The sequence below is a fragment of the Mesorhizobium sp. C432A genome (assembly GCF_030323145.1).
Classification (GTDB): domain Bacteria; phylum Pseudomonadota; class Alphaproteobacteria; order Rhizobiales; family Rhizobiaceae; genus Mesorhizobium.
On sequence record NZ_CP100470.1, the window covers coordinates 2,549,716 to 2,565,405 of the forward strand.

The 15,690-nt window shown below is 63.1% G+C and carries 13 protein-coding genes and 1 pseudogene; 11 read left to right on the forward strand and 3 right to left on the reverse strand.

Annotated elements, in window-relative coordinates:
* Positions 1-68 precede the first annotated feature (68 nt).
* The 7 genes from NLY33_RS12330 to amaB all read left to right on the forward strand — a co-directional run bounded on the left by NLY33_RS12330 (position 69) and on the right by amaB (position 7,215).
* Entirely contained in the window at positions 69-1,004 is a 936-nt protein-coding gene (locus tag NLY33_RS12330) for a glycosyltransferase family 2 protein (RefSeq protein WP_023686317.1), read from the forward strand.
* The gene (locus NLY33_RS12335) at positions 997-1,875 is read left to right on the forward strand and encodes a glycosyltransferase family 2 protein (RefSeq protein ID WP_023707661.1); all 879 of its coding nucleotides are present in this window, start codon (positions 997-999) and stop codon (positions 1,873-1,875) included. The genes NLY33_RS12330 and NLY33_RS12335 overlap by 8 nt, the downstream gene beginning before the upstream one ends.
* Positions 1,872-2,633, forward strand: coding sequence for a hypothetical protein (locus NLY33_RS12340; protein ID WP_023686315.1), 762 nt, complete (start codon positions 1,872-1,874; stop codon positions 2,631-2,633). The genes NLY33_RS12335 and NLY33_RS12340 overlap by 4 nt, the downstream gene beginning before the upstream one ends.
* Positions 2,634-2,696: 63 nt before the next feature.
* The gene (locus tag NLY33_RS12345; protein WP_023707662.1) at positions 2,697-3,797 is read left to right on the forward strand and encodes a DNA topoisomerase IB; all 1,101 of its coding nucleotides are present in this window, start codon (positions 2,697-2,699) and stop codon (positions 3,795-3,797) included.
* Positions 3,798-3,879: 82 nt separating this feature from the next.
* Entirely contained in the window at positions 3,880-4,254 is a 375-nt protein-coding gene (locus NLY33_RS12350) for a YciI family protein (RefSeq protein WP_023671781.1), read from the forward strand.
* Entirely contained in the window at positions 4,251-5,525 is a 1,275-nt protein-coding gene (locus NLY33_RS12355; RefSeq protein ID WP_023707663.1) for an RNA polymerase sigma factor, read from the forward strand. Before NLY33_RS12350 ends, NLY33_RS12355 begins: the two co-directional genes overlap by 4 nt.
* 175 nt (positions 5,526-5,700) lie before the next feature.
* Entirely contained in the window at positions 5,701-7,215 is a 1,515-nt protein-coding gene (gene amaB, locus NLY33_RS12360) for an L-piperidine-6-carboxylate dehydrogenase (protein ID WP_023691701.1), read from the forward strand.
* Between the two features lie 207 nt (positions 7,216-7,422).
* Here the strand turns inward: amaB and NLY33_RS12365 are convergent, their stop codons facing one another.
* Positions 7,423-8,292, reverse strand: a complete 870-nt coding sequence (locus tag NLY33_RS12365; protein WP_023691700.1) for a hypothetical protein — start codon at positions 8,290-8,292, stop codon at positions 7,423-7,425.
* A 583-nt stretch (positions 8,293-8,875) separates the two neighbouring features.
* Here NLY33_RS12365 and asnB point away from each other — a divergent pair.
* The 4 genes and pseudogenes from asnB to nadE all read left to right on the forward strand — a co-directional run bounded on the left by asnB (position 8,876) and on the right by nadE (position 13,670).
* Positions 8,876-10,813, forward strand: coding sequence for an asparagine synthase (glutamine-hydrolyzing) (gene asnB / locus NLY33_RS12370; RefSeq protein ID WP_023703951.1), 1,938 nt, complete (start codon positions 8,876-8,878; stop codon positions 10,811-10,813).
* 25 nt (positions 10,814-10,838) lie between these two features.
* Positions 10,839-11,099: an acyl carrier protein gene (locus tag NLY33_RS12375; RefSeq protein WP_023703950.1), complete on the forward strand. Its 261-nt coding sequence runs from the start codon at positions 10,839-10,841 to the stop codon at positions 11,097-11,099.
* 23 nt (positions 11,100-11,122) lie between these two features.
* Positions 11,123-12,669 (forward strand): annotated as a pseudogene (locus NLY33_RS12380) (class I adenylate-forming enzyme family protein).
* A complete protein-coding gene (gene nadE, locus NLY33_RS12385) occupies positions 12,666-13,670 on the forward strand; it encodes an NAD(+) synthase (protein WP_023707664.1) in 1,005 nt (334 codons plus the stop codon). Before NLY33_RS12380 ends, nadE begins: the two are co-directional and overlap by 4 nt.
* 70 nt (positions 13,671-13,740) lie before the next feature.
* Here the strand turns inward: nadE and NLY33_RS12390 are convergent, their stop codons facing one another.
* Together NLY33_RS12390 and NLY33_RS12395 are read right to left on the reverse strand one after the other, a co-directional pair.
* Complete coding sequence (locus tag NLY33_RS12390) at positions 13,741-14,856, reverse strand: hypothetical protein (RefSeq protein WP_023703947.1); 1,116 nt, start codon at positions 14,854-14,856, stop codon at positions 13,741-13,743.
* Positions 14,853-15,581, reverse strand: a complete 729-nt coding sequence (locus NLY33_RS12395) for a N5-glutamine methyltransferase family protein (RefSeq protein ID WP_023707665.1) — start codon at positions 15,579-15,581, stop codon at positions 14,853-14,855. The genes NLY33_RS12390 and NLY33_RS12395 overlap by 4 nt, the downstream gene beginning before the upstream one ends.
* Between the last annotated feature and the right edge of the window lie 109 nt (positions 15,582-15,690).

The following is a 15,690-nucleotide window of genomic DNA, read 5'->3' on the forward strand; positions in this document are numbered from 1 at the left end:
TGCCCGCTATGCTCGGTCGAAACTTCGGGGAGGATCGGTCGGCAGGCATGCTGATGCGGAGTTCGGTATTGACGGCAATCAGTGTCATCATCCCGGCGCACAATGCGGCGGCAACCATTGCGGCCACGCTGGCCTCGCTTCGTTCCGAAGCCGAGGTTATCGGCGAGGTGCTGCTGGTCGACGATTCCTCCTCGGACGGGACGGCAGAAGCCGCGCTGAATGCCGCCACGCAATTCTCGTTGCCGTTGCGCGTGCTCAAGAGCAGCTGCCGGGACGCGGGCGGCTCCCGCAATGTGGCGCTGGCGCAGGCGCAATGCTCCTGGATCTACCTGATCGACGCCGACGACTTGCATCTGGAGGGCGGGCTGCGGTCGATGCTGGTCCGGGCGGGGGAGCAACCGGCCGCCGACATGGTGATCGGCGCCTACCGTCGGCGCACCGATGGCGAGAACCGGAACCTCAAGCTTCCAGCCGGCTACATAGAAGACGGTATAGCCAATGCCTCGGCCTATCTGGAAGGTCACATTCGCTCGATCGCCGTGGGCAGTGCGCTGGTTTCCCGGCGGGTCGTCGGCGACACGCGCTTCCCGACCGGGCTTGCCTATGACGAGGACACGCTGTTCTGGTCCAGGCTGATGGGCAGGGCGTCGCTTGCCCTGATCGTGCATCCCGTCATGATCTACCACGTTTCGGCAGTGCGTTCTGATGATCGCTTCATCACCAGGCCGGTGCGCCGCTTTCTCGACTGGCGGCTGGCGCTGCGCGAGCTGACTGACTGTGGCATCCCACTGTCGTCGCTAAAGACCAGGGAGGGGCTGGTCGCCCTCAAGATCGCCCGGGTTCACTATGCGCGCGGTGATCTGGAGACGGCGGCGCGGTTCCTGAGGATCGCGGCGGCGGCGCCGAAGGTGCGGTCGAACACCTGGCGCTGCAGGCGCTACCAGCTGAAGCTGGCGCTGCGGCGCTGGTTTTCCTCTCCGCGCGTCCAGTTGCAACGTGCCTGAATCAGCCCCGCCGCAGCTTGCCGTCATTGTCATCGGCTATCGCGCGCCGGCTCAAATCGTCGAGGCGGTGACATCCCTGCTGGATCAGGATGAGCCGCTCGAGATCATGGTGGTCAACTCGGGCGGAGGCGAGGTCATGGCGCTGCTGACCGGCGCCGGGGTCAAGGTGCCAGTGATCGAGGTCGGTCGAAGGCTGTTTGTAGGCGCAGCCCGCAATCTCGGCATTGCGGCCACCAAAGCGCCTTTCGTTGCCTTTCTTGCCGATGATTGCCTCGCCTGTTCGGGCTGGGCCGAGGCACGGATGCAGCGGCATCTGGCTGGCGACCGCGCCGTGGCGAGCGCGATGGTGAATAGCCATCCGCGCAATCTGATCGCCTGTGCGGCTCATCTGATCATGTTCATGCGACGGCTTCCCGGTCTGCCGTCGGATCGTGCGCTGCGTTACGGCGTGTCGTTCGATCGGCGGCTGTTCGATGAATATGGCTTGTTCGATGAAACCATGCCTGCTGCCGAAGACACCGAATTCCTGGGGCGCCTGCCGCAGGAACTGCAGCCGGTCTGGGAGCCTAAGGTACAAACCGTTCATCGCAACGAAACCCGGCTGTCCAGATTGCTTGCCGATCAGTACAGGCGCGGCTGTCGCCGCGGCGATTACCTCGCAGCGTTCGCCCTGAACACTCCGTTTCGGTGTTTTCGCGACACGTTTCGCGATCGGCGGAATGCCCGCAAGCTGGCGAAGATCGGGCTTTCCGAGCGGGATCGAACTTTCGCGATGATGTCGATGCCAATTGTCTGGCTTGCCCTGCTGGTCAAATCCGTGGGTGTCTATATTGGCGTGCGAAATCGCGTGAAAGCGGCAACAAGAAAATGATAACGAGCCAAATCAAGCCTCGACGCTGGCGACGGAGCCGACTGTTCTGGACGCGCCAGAGAACGGTCGCAGTTTTCAGCTATCGTTATGACGCGCATCTGGTTGCCGATCTGATCACCAATATCGATCCGGTCGTTGACGGCTGGATTGCCTATGACGATCGCGGGGCGACCGGCGTGTTCAGCAGCGAGCCGCAGCGGCGGCGGATCTTACTCGACGCAGCGCATGAAGCTGCCGCCGACTGGATCCTGGCTATTGATCCCGATGAGCGGCTGGAACGCGGTACCGCGGAGCGGATCGGACAGCTGACGGGGGATTACAGGCGCATGGCTTGGGGGTTCCGGCTCCGCGAATTGTATTCGCCGACCGAGTACCGGGTCGACGGGCTGTGGGCCGAAAAGTTCCAGTATCGTCTGTTCAGAGCCTACGATCCGGCGAAGTACCGACCAGAGGACCTGCACGGGCTCTGGTATCCTCCCGATCTTGGTTTCAAGGCCCGCAACAGCGGGCTCAACCTCTATCATTTAAAGATGATGGAGCCGAAGCGGCGGATCGCCCGCCGCAATCTCTACCACCACCTGGATCCAAAGGGGCTCCTGCAGGATGTGGGCTATGACTACCTTGCCGATGAGGCAGGGGCCGTGTTCGAACAGATTCCGCCCGGGCGCGACTACCATCCGCCTCACGTCGACGATGGCGGCCTCTGGATGGCCGTGCCGGCTGGTGCCACCATTGGTGGACCCGACCACATTCCATAGCAACGCGGTGGAACCAGCAGTCGGCCTGGCGCTTATCTACGAGAAAAATCTCGTGGAGCGGGCATGCTGGACAAATCTGGGACGCCATCCGGCCGGTCGGCGGCCGGACAGGGGGACGATGGGGCGCCGAAGAACGGCGCGCAGACCGCTGCCGAACAGGCCTCGCTCACCTATATCAGCGACAGCGAGCCGGGGATCCGGCGCCTGAAGGCGGGCGAAGCCTTTTCCTACAAGGGCGCGAAAGGACAGGCCGTCGGCGCGGCAGCCATTGCCCGCATCAAGGCGCTGGCCATTCCGCCGGCATGGACGGATGTGTGGATCTCGCCCGATCCCGCCGGCCACATCCAGGCGACCGGCCGCGACCAGCGCGGGCGCAAACAGTACCGCTACCATCCGCTGTGGGCCGCCGAGCGCGACGGCGCCAAATACTCCAGCCTTGTCGCCTTTGCCGAAAGCCTGCCGGAGTTGCGCCGCCGGATCGATGCCGATCTGCGCCGCCGCGGCCTGCCGGCCGAGCGCGTCGTGGCGGCAATTGTCTGGCTGCTCGACAACACGATGATCCGGGTCGGCAATGCCGCCTATGCCCGTGACAACAAGAGCTTTGGGCTGACGACGCTGCGCGACCGCCACGTCGACATCAAGGGATCTAGCCTGCGCTTTGCCTTCAAGGGCAAGTCCGGCAAGGAATGGAAATTGAAGCTGGTCGACCGCCGCATCGCCCGGGTCGTGCGCGGCGCGCAGGATATTCCGGGGCAGCAACTGTTCCAATATCTCGACGAGGATGGCGAGAGGCATGGAGTGCGCTCCGACGATGTCAACCGCTATATCCGCGACGCGATCGGCGCCAATTTCAGCTCCAAGCATTTCCGCACCTGGGGCGGCACCATCCATGCCGCGTCGCTGTTTGCGCGGACGGAGCTTCCCGAAAGCCAGGCGCAGACCAAGCGTGTAATGAACGCCGTCATCGACAAGGTGGCCGAGCGGCTCGGCAACACACGCGCCGTCTGCCGCAAATGCTACATCCATCCACAGGTTTTCGAAGCCTGGGTGGAAGGGCGGCTGCTTAGCGAAATGACCGAGGCCAACAAGCGCAAGCGATCGATAGACGGTCTCGATGATGAAGAGGCTCTTGTGCTGAGATGGTTGAAGGCAAGCGAAGGCTGACAAAAATGGCGTAACTTTTTTGTCGACGCCATGTCGGCACAGGCCCTACTGTTTCGTCCTTTGAGACAGAAAAGGACGTCCCATGCTCTACGCTATCCTCTGCTATGCCTCCGAAGATGTCGTCTCCTCCTGGAGCAAGGCACAGGATGACGAGGTCATGGCAAAGCTCATGCATGTGCAGGAAAAATACGCTCAAGCCGGCCGGCTTGGGCCGGTGGCGCGGCTTTTGCCCACCACCGCCGCGACGACGCTGCGCAAGGTCAAGGGCGAATCGGTCGTCATCGACGGCCCGTTTGCCGAGACCAAGGAACAGTTCCTCGGCTTCTACACGCTGGAATGCGCCGATCTCGACGAAGCCGTCGACTTCGCGCGCGAGCTTTCCGAGGTCAATCCCAGCGGCGGATCCTATGAGATCCGACCGGTTTCCGTCTTCAACCCAACCAGAGTAGCCACATGACAGACCTCGCCTGGATAAGCTCGGCGATCAGCGCTGCCCGCCCGCAGGCTATGGGTGCGCTGCTGCGCTATTTCCGCAATCTCGATACGGCGGAGGAAGCTTTCCAGGACGCGTGCCTGAGGGCACTCAAGAACTGGCCGCAGAACGGGCCGCCGCGCGATCCTGCGGCCTGGCTGATCTTTGTCGGCCGCAACACCGGCATCGACGCGGTGCGCAAGCGCGCCAAGCAGGCGCCGATGCCGGAAGAGGACCAGATCTCGGACCTGGAAGATGCCGAGAGCGATATCGCCGAACGGCTGGACGGCGCGCACTACCGCGATGACATATTGCGGCTCTTGTTCATCTGCTGCCATCCGGATCTGCCGCCTACGCAGCAGATCGCGGTGGCGCTGCGCATCGTCTCCGGTCTCACCGTCAAGCAGATCGCGCGTGCGTTCCTGGTCGGCGAAAGCGCCATGGAACAGCGCATCACGCGCGCCAAGGCGCGCATTGCCGATGCCGGCGTGCCGTTCGAGACGCCCGGCGCGGTCGAGCGCTCGGAGCGGCTCGCCGCCGTTGCCGCCATGGTCTATCTGATCTTCAACGAAGGTTATTCCACCAACAGCGGCGAGGCGCCGGCGCGTGCGCCGCTTTGCGAGGAGGCGATCCGGCTGGCGCGCCTGTTGCTGCGGCTGTTCCAGACCGAACCGGAGATCATGGGCCTGACGGCATTGCTTTTGCTGCAGCATGCGCGCGCGCCGGCCCGCTTCGACGAGAATGGCGAGATCGTGCTGCTCGACGACCAGGACCGCTCGCTGTGGAGCCGCAAGATGATCGACGAAGGCCTGGCGCTGGTCGACAAGGCCCTGCGCCACCAGAAGCCCGGACCCTACCAGGTGCAGGCGGCGATCGCCGCCCTTCATGCGCGGGCGGCAACCCCCGAGGAGACCGACTGGACCGAGATCGACCTGCTCTACAGCCTGCTGGAGGCGATGCAACCTTCGCCGGTGGTGACGCTGAACCGCGCGGTTGCGGTCGCCAAGGTGCGCGGGCCGGAAGCTGCCCTTGCCATGATCGAGCCGCTTGGCGAGAGGCTGTCCGGCTATTTCCACTTCTTCGGCCTCAAGGGCGGTCTGTTGATGCAGCTCGGCCGTGGCGAAGAGGCGCGTGTCGCCTTCGATCGCGCCATTGCGTTGGCCAACACGGCAGCGGAAGCCGCCCATATCCGCATGCATATCGACCGGCTGATGCGGGACGGAGCCGTGAAGGCGCCGGCGAAGACAGCGCACTAAGCCTGTTCCTCCTCTGGCTCAATCGTGCAATCCCGGCTTGGACCATGCCGGGGTGGCGATTTTCCCCTGAAACGAGTAATGGCACGCCATGACAGCGCCTGCGGCATGCGGGCGATAATGGCGCCAAGGCTCGACCGCCGCCCTATGATGGCGAGCGGATCTGAAAGGGATAAAAATGACGATAGCGAAGGAAACGGCCGAACTTCTGGCGAAACTGGGTGTGGCCAAGGACGCGCTGACCGGCGGCGACCTCGTCGTGCGCAGCCCGGTGACGGGTGAACAGATCGCGGCGCTGAAGACGATTTCGCCGGCCGATGCGGCCAAGACCATCGATGCCGCGCACACGGCGTTCCAGGCCTGGCGGATGGTGCCGGGTCCCCGACGCGGCGAACTGGTGCGGCTGCTCGGCGAGGAGTTGCGCGCGCACAAAACCGAGCTTGGCCGGCTGGTGTCGATCGAGGTCGGCAAGATCCCGTCGGAAGGCCTCGGCGAAGTTCAGGAAATGATCGACATCTGCGATTTCGCCGTCGGCCTTTCCCGCCAGCTCTACGGTCTAACCATCGCCACCGAGCGTCCGGGACATCGCATGATGGAGACCTGGCATCCGCTCGGCGTCGTCGGCGTCATTTCGGCCTTCAACTTCCCGGTCGCGGTGTGGTCGTGGAACGCGGCGCTCGCGCTGGTCTGCGGCGACGCCGTGGTGTGGAAGCCCTCGGAAAAGACGCCGCTGACGGCGCTCGCCTGCGAGGCGATTTTTGCCGGCGCGGTCAAGCGCTTCGGCGCAGATGCGCCGCATGGCCTGGCACCGGTGCTGATTGGCGACCGCTCCGTCGGCGAGATCCTGGTCGACCACCCGAAGGTGGCGCTGGTTTCGGCCACCGGCTCGACCCGCATGGGCCGGGATGTCGGCCCGCGGCTGGCCAAGCGCTTTGCCCGCGCCGTGCTCGAGCTCGGCGGCAACAATGCCGGCATCGTCTGCCCGACCGCCGATCTCGACATGGCGCTGCGCGCCATCGCCTTTGGCGCCATGGGCACCGCGGGCCAGCGCTGCACGACGCTGCGGCGCCTGTTCGTGCATGACAGCGTCTATGACACGCTGCTGCCGCGGCTGAAGAAGGCCTATGAGAGCGTCTCGGTCGGCAACCCGCTGGAGACGTCTTCGCTCGTCGGGCCGCTGATCGACAAGGCGGCGTTCGACGCCATGCAAAAGGCGCTCAAGGAAGCCACCGCTCACGGCGGCAAGCTGACCGGCGGTTCGCGGGTCGAGAATGGCCATCCCGATGCCTATTACGTGCATCCGGCGCTAGTCGAAATGCCGAAGCAGGTGGCTCCCGTTACCGAAGAAACCTTCGCGCCGATCCTCTATGTAATGAAGTACTCCGATTTCGATGCCGTGCTCGACGAGCACAATGCGGTCGGCGCCGGACTGTCGTCGTCGATCTTCACCCGCGACCTGCAGGAATCCGAGCGCTTCCTCGGCGTCGATGGTTCGGATTGCGGCATCGCCAACGTCAACATCGGCACGTCGGGCGCCGAGATCGGCGGCGCGTTCGGCGGCGAGAAGGAAACCGGCGGCGGCCGCGAGAGCGGCTCCGATGCCTGGAAGGCCTATATGCGCCGCGCCACCAACACGGTGAACTATTCCAAGGCGCTGCCGCTGGCGCAGGGCGTGTCATTCGACATCGATTGAGATGCTGCGCCCGGCTTTTGACCAGTTGATCCACCCGAACCCGTCGGGCGGATCGCTGCCGCTCGCGCGGATCGTTCCGCTTTCAGGCTTCGCCCCCGCTGTCCAGATGTCCGTATCCCGACGGCGGAAAGGCCACCTCGGCCATGCGCCCGGACGGGTCCTCGCGGTCGGCACGATCGGCTGCGCAACAGCGTCTGCGCCGAACGTTCAGCCAGCGTGCGGCGACGCCGGTCGGCAGGCTTCGAACGCGGCATCGATAACGGCAAGCTTGGCGGCCTGGACGGTCATGTATTCCTGGTAGAAGCTGTTCGACACCCACATCACCGAATGCCCGCGCCGGCCCAGCCAGCCGACGCTGCCGAGCTTTTCGGCGTCGCGCAATTTGCGCGCAAGATGGGTGCGCGAGAGTTTTAGCCAACTGGCGAATTCGCCGATCGAAACCACGCTGGTCGGGATCCGGTCGAGGCCGGCATTGTCGGGATCGATGCCAGACATCAGCCAATCCATGACGATGCCGCCATTGTTGAGCCAGATGAACAGCGAAAACGTCTGCTTGGGCTCACGCACAGGGTTGGAGGAGAGCAGGCCTTCCGCCACCAGCGGCTGCAGCCTGGCAATCATGCCGTGCTGCTTGAGAAACGCGGCGAGGCGGTCGCCGCCGTCGAGACCGTCGAGCGTGCGCAGATGCGCAACCACCCAGCCATCGAATTCCTTCAGCGTCGCTGCCGTCACCTGAAAGGGATGGGCTCGTCCGTCACCGGTGTGCGGCAGGTATTCGATGATGTGATAGTGCAGCATCTCCTTGATGAAGGCTTCGGCCGTGTTGCGGCTAGCGACGGAATAGTGAAGCACGGCATCGATGAAGCGGGCCAGTGTCAGTTCCGTGCGGGGATCGCGCGGGTCGCGGGCGAAATGCAGGGCTAGGCCGGTGTGAGCCAGCAACCAGCGCTGTTGCGTGGCGAACACGGCGGCCAGGCGTGGGCTCGTTTCATAGATATGCAGCAGCGCCTTCGACTGCGCCTCGACATGACGGTGCAGCGCCGGATGGCCGGCAATATATTCGAAATTCAGCGCCATCCTCCTCGTCCTCCGGCCAGCCCCCCGGCAGCGAAGACGTGCAATCACATTTCCAGCCTTAGCCGCCCGTGTCCGGCCATGCCAACCCGGACAAAAGGCCTAGAGCGATCAACCGTTCCACAGACACGTTGAAACCCCCGTCATCTCCTGATTTCGAGGCAAATTGCTTGAGAAGCGCCGCGCGCTTCTGCAGAGAAAACCGTGTCACACTTTTTTGGAAACGCTCTGGTCCGTTCGCGCCTAGGGCGTGTCGGAAAACGCTAAGCCATTGCAACCGTTGAAAAACCTACCGCAATAATAGTCAGCTCGGCAGCCTGCGGTTGAATTTGCCTCAAGATCGCCAGCACGTTGCGCGCGGTCCGTTTGTATCCAGGCGGTTCGCCACGTCGGAGCGCCTGGGCTATCGTTCCGGCTATTACGGCCGCAAGCGCGAGGTGATGGAGAGCCATCGCGTCCTAGCCACGAAGACCACATCGTGGCATACTTCTTGTTAACCACATGCTCGGTGAAATTATCGGATTAACCCCAGATGCCACTATCGAGGTTATGTTCCGCACCTTAGCGTTCAATATGAGTTCAAGGGATGTGTGGATTCGGGGGTTATTTCGGGTCAATCCGGGATGCGGAAGCTTTGCTCACGCACATGGTAGCCGCAATTGCCCATCGTGGGCCGGATGAGCAAGGGAAATTCGTAGCACCCGATGCCGGGCTCGGGCATGCGCGGCTGTCGGTGATCGGCATCGGCGATGGCCAGCAACCGATGTCCGACGAGGCCGGCAATTTGACGATTGCGTTCAACGGCGAGATTTTCAACTACATAGAACTGCGCGAAGGGCTGATCGCCAAGGGCCGGCACTTTCGGACGTCGAGCGACACAGAGGTCATCCTTCAGCTCTATGAGGAGATGGGCGAAGACTGCTTGTCTCTCCTGAACGGTGATTTCGCCTTGGCGATATGGGACAATCGGCAGCGACGAATGGTGCTTGCACGAGACCGGATGGGTGTCCGGCCGCTGTTCTACACAAGCAAGGACGGGGTGCTTTACTTTGCCTCGGAGATCAAAGCCCTGCTGAAGGTCCCGGGCGTCTCCGCTGAAATTGATCCGATTGCGCTGGACCAGATCTTTACGCTGTGGGCGCCGATCGCTCCGCGCACGGCGTTCCGCAATATCCACGAGTTGGAACCGGCAAGTGTGATGATTGCGACGCAGGGGCAGGTCACGGTCAAGCGGTACTGGCACCTGGACTATCCGCATCGTGATGAGCCGTCGAAGATCACGAACGAGGACCACGCGGCAGAGGAGTTGCAAGCCCTTCTGACCGATGCGGTGAGGCTTCGCATGCGGGCCGACGTGCCGGTCGGTTCCTATCTTTCCGGAGGGCTCGATTCGTCGCTCGTTTCGGCGCTTGCCGCCGGCATGACTCCTCGGAGACTGGAGACATTTTCCGTAACCTTCGACAGCGCCGAGCATGACGAAAGCGCCTTTCAGATCGAAATGGCCTCGGCGCTCGGCACGCGCCACCACGCCATAGAATGCGGCGCCCGCGATATCGCCGGGGTCTTTCCTGAGGTCGTCCGCTTTGCCGAGCGGCCGATCATCCGCACGGCGCCAGCGCCACTCTACAAATTATCCGCCCTGGTTCGCCAGGCCGGCCTGAAGGTGGTGCTGACGGGTGAAGGCGCCGACGAGGTCTTCGCCGGCTACGACGTCTTCAAGGAGGCGCGTGTCCGCCGGTTCTGCGGGCGGCAGCCCACATCGCGCATAAGGCCGCAGCTGTTCCGCCGGCTTTACCCGTATCTGCCGGGCCTGCAACAGCAATCGGTGGAGTATCTGGCTGCCTTCTTCGGTACCAGCAACGCTGCCCTCGACGATCCGCTGTTCTCGCATCGGCCACGCTTCAAGACCACGGCGGCGGCGAAAATCTTCTTTTCCGGCGACCTGCGCGCGACGTTGAAGGGTTATGACGCAGCTGAAGAGCTGACCAGCCGCCTACCCGAGGCGTTTTCCCTATGGCATCCGCTGCATCAGGCGCAATATCTCGAAACCCGCTTCCTGCTGCCCGGCTACATCCTCTCCAGCCAAGGCGATCGGATGGCCATGGCGCACGGCATCGAAGGGCGGTTTCCTTTCCTGGATCATCGCGTGGTAGAGTTCGCGGCAAGACTTCCGCCGGAGATGAAACTGAAAGGCTTGAAGGAGAAGCACATATTGCGCAAGGTGGCCAGGCACCACCTTCCGGCGGCGATCGGTAAACGCACCAAGCAACCTTACCGCGCCCCGGAGGCCCGCTCCTTCGTCGGGGCGGAGGAACTAGACTATGTTCGTGACTGCCTTGGCGAGGCGAGCATTACCGCCGGCGGCCTGTTCAACGCCAAGGCGGTGGCCAAGCTCCACGAGAAATGCCGCATGGAGACCGCGACCGGATTTCGCGACAACGCCGCCTTCGTCGGCATTCTGTCGACGCAGCTGTGGCAGAAGAATTTCGCCGGCCAAGCGGTCGGCGCGGCAAGAGCGGCCTGAGACGGCGAGGAAAAGGAAAGACACGATGACGGCAATCAAGGACCGGGTCAGAAGCTTTATCGTCGACAACTTCCTGTTCGGCGACACCTCCCACAAACTGTCGGATTCAGCCTCGCTGATCGAGAACGACATTATCGACTCGACTGCGGTGCTTGAGCTGGTGGCCTTCATCGAGGACAATTTCGGCATCGCGATGGTGGACGCCGACATCGTTCCGGCCAACCTGGATTCGCTTGACCGCATCTCGTCCTTCATCGAGGCGAGAGCACAAACGCTGGCAGCGTAAGCGCCAACGGCGAGGAACGTTCCGTGCGGATCGAGCATTTTCTGGTGGCGAAGGCTGCTGCCCACCCGGCCAAGACGGCATTGGTCACTAGGGGCAAAAAGCTGAGCTACGAAGAACTTGACGACCTTTCGAGCCGGCTGGCCACCGCTCTCTTCATGAATGGGATCAGGCGCGACGACCGCGTCCTGGTCTTCATGGACAATTGCTGGGAGGCCGCCGTATCGATCTTTGCCGCACTCAAGGCAGGTGCGACCTTCAGTCCGATCAACCCCTCCACAAAGGTCGACAAGCTCGGTTACATCATCGCCGATTGCGACGCCAGGGCGGTCCTGACGCAGGCGAAGCTGATGCCCGTGGTCACCGAAGCCTGCGCATCGCAAGGCAAGACCGGCATCTTCGTGGCTTCCACTCCTGGGGCCGATGGCAATGCCCGGCAGGGGCCGCGTCCCTGACTGACTGCCTGACGTTCGATGGCGCGGAGGTAGACCATCGCGGCATCGACGTCGACCTTGCGATGCTGATCTACACGTCAGGTTCGACCGGCCGGCCCAAGGGTGTGATGATGACGCATCGCAATTGCGACGCTGCCGCGGGGTCGATCGCCACCTATCTGCGCAACGCGCCGGACGACATCATCCTGAACGTCCTCCCGCTTGCCTTCGACTATGGCCTCTACCAGTTGCTGATGGCAGTCAGGCTCGGGGCCACGCTGGTGCTCGAGAAGTCCTTCGCCTTCCCGCACGAGATCTTCGAACGCATCCGCAAAGAGGGCGTCACCGGCCTTCCGCTGGTTCCTACCATGGCGGCGATGATCCTGCAGATGCGTGATCTGGCGCCGGGTTTCCTGCCCAGCCTCCGCTATATTTCCAACACCGCGGCCGCCTTGCCGCCAGCCCACATAGAACGCCTGCGCTCGTTGCTGCCCGGCGTCCGGATCTATTCGATGTATGGGCTGACCGAATGCAAGCGCTGCACCTATTTGCCACCCGAGGAACTTGACCGCCGGCCAGGGTCGGTCGGCATAGCCATCCCCAACACGGAAGCCTTTGTCGTCGACGACCTTGGACAACGCGTGCCGGCGGGCGTGGCAGGTGAGCTAGTCATCCGCGGTCCGCACGTGATGCAGGGCTATTGGCGCAACAAGGCCGCGACGGAACGAGCGCTCCGGCCGGGGCCTAACCCTTGGGAAAAGGTGCTCTATACGGGCGACCTGTTCCAGACCGACGAGGACGGCTTTCTCTATTTTGTCGGGCGTAAGGACGACATCATCAAGACGCGTGGCGAGAAGGTCGCCCCCAAGGAAGTGGAGGCCGTGCTCCACGCCCATCCAGGTATCGCGGAAGCGGTGGTCGTCGGCGTGCCGGATCCGGTGCTGGGGCATGCGATTGGCGCGCTCGTCGTGCGGTCCGATCCGGCGCTTGGCGGAAAGGACATCATTCGTCACTGCGCGCGCCACCTGGAGGATTTCATGGTCCCCAAAATCATAGAGTTCCGGAGCGAATTACCGAAGACGGAGTCGGGCAAGGTCAGCCGCCGGCTCGCGGCTGAGATGATGGAGGCCGAGCAATGAACATCGGCTCAACCCAGGATGCGCCGGCCTTCACGCAAGCCCTGGCCATCGATCCCGCCGCCGAAACGGACAGGATCGTGGCGGCCCTGCGCGAGCAGTTGCGCGGCATTCGCAAGCGCGGCCTCGTGCTCGGTCTTTCGGGCGGTATAGATTCCAGCGTTTCGGCTGCATTGGCCGCGCGGGCCGTCGGCCACCAGAATGTGCTGTGCGTCCTCATGCCGGAAAGCGATTCCGACCCCGAAAGCCTGCGGCTCGGCCATCTGGTCGCCGACACTTTCGGCGTCGAGGCCGTTGTGGAGGATATCGGGCCGACCCTGCGGGCAATGGGCTGCTATGAACGCCGCGACGCCTTCATCCGCGAATTGGTCCCGGACTATGGCAAGGGCTGGGCCTCGAAGATCGTGATCGCGAACGTGCTCGAAGGCGAGGGCTACAACATCTCGTCGCTGGTGGTGCAGGACCCGCAAGGCAAGCAGACGAAACTGCGGATGCCGGTGGCAGTCTATCTCGGCATCGTTGCCGCCACCAACATGAAGCAGCGCACCCGCAAGCAGCTCGAATATTATCATGCCGACCGGCTGAACTTCGCCGTGCTCGGCACACCGAACCGGCTGGAATACGACCAGGGGTTCTTCGTCAAGAACGGCGACGGCGCCGCCGACGTCAAGCCGATCGCGCATCTCTACAAGACGCAGGTCTATGCGCTAGCCGCCTATCTCGGCATTCCGGAAGAGGTCCGCAACCGGCCGCCGACCACCGACACCTACTCGCTGGCGCAGACGCAGGAAGAATTCTACTTCTCCCTGCCTTACGATCGGATGGATCTGTGTCTCTACGGCCTCAACAACGGCGTGTCCGCCGAGGTGGTAGGGCAAGCGGCGGGATTGGCCGCCTCACAGATCGAACGTGTCTGGGCCGACATCGCCGCCAAGCGAAAGGCGACGCGCTATCTGCACCTGCGCCCGCAGCTCGTTGGCGGCGTGGACGAAGTCGGCTCCTGACCTGATGCATTATGCCATTCCGGACGGAAAACCGCGCACCCTTTCCTGGAATTGCTCTAGGCGGAACGCTTCAGGTGAAGCGGCCGCCGATCAACTGGCTCCACTGCTCGCCCGCAAGCCCGTTCAGAAAGACCTGCGCGTTCTTCATGGCATCGAGAAGCTCGGGATCGCGTGAATGCACGACGGTCGAGGCGACCGGTATGAAGGCTATGCGTCTTACAAGCATGGCGTCCAGAAGCGCGGGCTGGACGCGGCCGCGCAAGCCGGAGACACCGCGCCGGGCGGCATGCTCGACCAGGCAATCGATCACCGGCCCGGCCTGGCCGGGAAGAGCGAGGACCTGCAGCACGCGGCCGATCCCGTCCGGTCGAGCGTAGTAGGCGAAAGCGCCGACATTGGCGCCGTTCGGCGATGCCACCGACACGCAGACAAGCTCTCCGAAATCCGGCTTTTGCGCCGCATCGCCCAGAATATGGTCGAGCTGACCTTCCGCCCACTGCGGACGTAGCGGAAACTGGGCGCAAAGCGGCTCCAGCAGCCCCGCAAAGCTGCCGCTGTCGATCTCGGAGGTCCGAAATGCCCCCCGGCTCGATGCGTTGGCGACGACGCCGGTCCAGCGTCGTTGACTGCCCTTCATTTTGCGAAGGTAGAGCCGGTCGACCATCCGGGCGAGCGGGTTCAACATCCAGGCAAGCTTCATGTGACTGGCAAAAAGGCTGAGCACGAAGGTCGCCGGCCGCATCACGCGAACCCAGTCAAGGCTGTATTGCGGCAGCACAACGCCGCGAAGCCGCGTCCACAGTTTCACGGACGTATCATTGGCGGTTTCGCTGAAGGAGATGTCCTGCGGACCATCGAGGAAGGCCTTCAACAGGCGGGCACCGGCCATCGGATCGGTCTCGTGATCCTCGACCATCAGCGAGCTGCAGATGGCAGCGTAGAGCTGCCGGCCGTTGAATTTCATCGGCAGCGCATGAACGCCGACGAAGCCGGAAACCTGGCCGGCGTCATTGACATGGACAAGCGAACGGAGCCCGCTGCCCCAGTCGGGTGCGTCCAGATAAAACCGCCTCATGTAATCGACGAGGGAGGCCGGCGCTGGCCCCCGCTTCTTGCGCAGCATGCGTTGAAACATGCCCGCGACGGCCGCAAGGTCGGCCTGATCGAGGGCGCGGACGACGCTCACGCCGGGCTCCCTGTTCCGGGAACCCGGCCACCATGTTTGCGCGCCATGGCGATACGGGGCTGGCCGTCGGCCGTCACGGCAAAGGTTGGGGTTTCGTAGGATTTCGTTCTCGATAAAAGGGTTGCTATCTGCCGATCCTGACCTTCGCCGAACTCAAACAGCAGCCATCCGCCTGGCTTGAGGAAAGCTGCGGCATCCCGGACCAGCCTTTGGAGGATCGAAATACCGTAAGGGCCGCCGTCGAAAGCTTCCCGAGGTTCGTTCTCCAACAGATGCGCGCTTTCGCTATCGAGACGGGACGACGAAATATAGGGCGGGTTGCACAAAACCATGTCGGCAGCGCCGTGGAGGCCGTCACCCTCGATCGCGGCAAATAGGTCGCCTTGCCGGACCTTGATCCTGTCCTGCAGGGCGAGGCGCACAACATTGCGGCGGGCAAGCGAAACCGTGCTGTCGGTCAGGTCCGCCGCCCATGCCCGAGCCCGAGGACATTCGCTGACGATGCCCACGGCAAGATTGCCGCTGCCGCAGCACATGTCGATCAGGATCGTTTCGTGCGCCTGTTCGCCAAGAATGGCCGCGGCCGTCCGGCCAAGCAGTTCCGTTTCGGCTCGCGGCACCAGGACGTCAGGCGCGAGTTCCAGCTCAACCCGCATGAAGCGGTGCAATCGCGGCCAATTGCGATCGTTTGCACGGCCGGCAGGAAGGCTGTGATGCTGCGGCAAGGAAAATCCCTATCCTGAGGATAAAACGCGGGTTCCCTGTTGTTACCAACTCCGGGTAAATTGATGTTAAAGATCATGATTGGATTGGGAGTAACCGGCCTATGTTGGC

What these genes read in the sequence shown, in the direction of transcription:
- NLY33_RS12345 (WP_023707662.1), top strand. Translation starts at nt 2,697, where the DNA reads ATGCTGGACAAATCTGGGACGCCATCCGGCCGGTCGGCGGCCGGACAG.
- amaB (WP_023691701.1), top strand. Translation starts at nt 5,701, where the DNA reads ATGACGATAGCGAAGGAAACGGCCGAACTTCTGGCGAAACTGGGTGTG.
- NLY33_RS12365 (WP_023691700.1), bottom strand. Translation starts at nt 8,292, where the DNA reads ATGGCGCTGAATTTCGAATATATTGCCGGCCATCCGGCGCTGCACCGT.
- NLY33_RS12350 (WP_023671781.1), top strand. Translation starts at nt 3,880, where the DNA reads ATGCTCTACGCTATCCTCTGCTATGCCTCCGAAGATGTCGTCTCCTCC.
- NLY33_RS12375 (WP_023703950.1), top strand. Translation starts at nt 10,839, where the DNA reads ATGACGGCAATCAAGGACCGGGTCAGAAGCTTTATCGTCGACAACTTC.
- NLY33_RS12340 (WP_023686315.1), top strand. Translation starts at nt 1,872, where the DNA reads ATGATAACGAGCCAAATCAAGCCTCGACGCTGGCGACGGAGCCGACTG.
- nadE (WP_023707664.1), top strand. Translation starts at nt 12,666, where the DNA reads ATGAACATCGGCTCAACCCAGGATGCGCCGGCCTTCACGCAAGCCCTG.
- asnB (WP_023703951.1), top strand. Translation starts at nt 8,876, where the DNA reads ATGTGTGGATTCGGGGGTTATTTCGGGTCAATCCGGGATGCGGAAGCT.
- NLY33_RS12355 (WP_023707663.1), top strand. Translation starts at nt 4,251, where the DNA reads ATGACAGACCTCGCCTGGATAAGCTCGGCGATCAGCGCTGCCCGCCCG.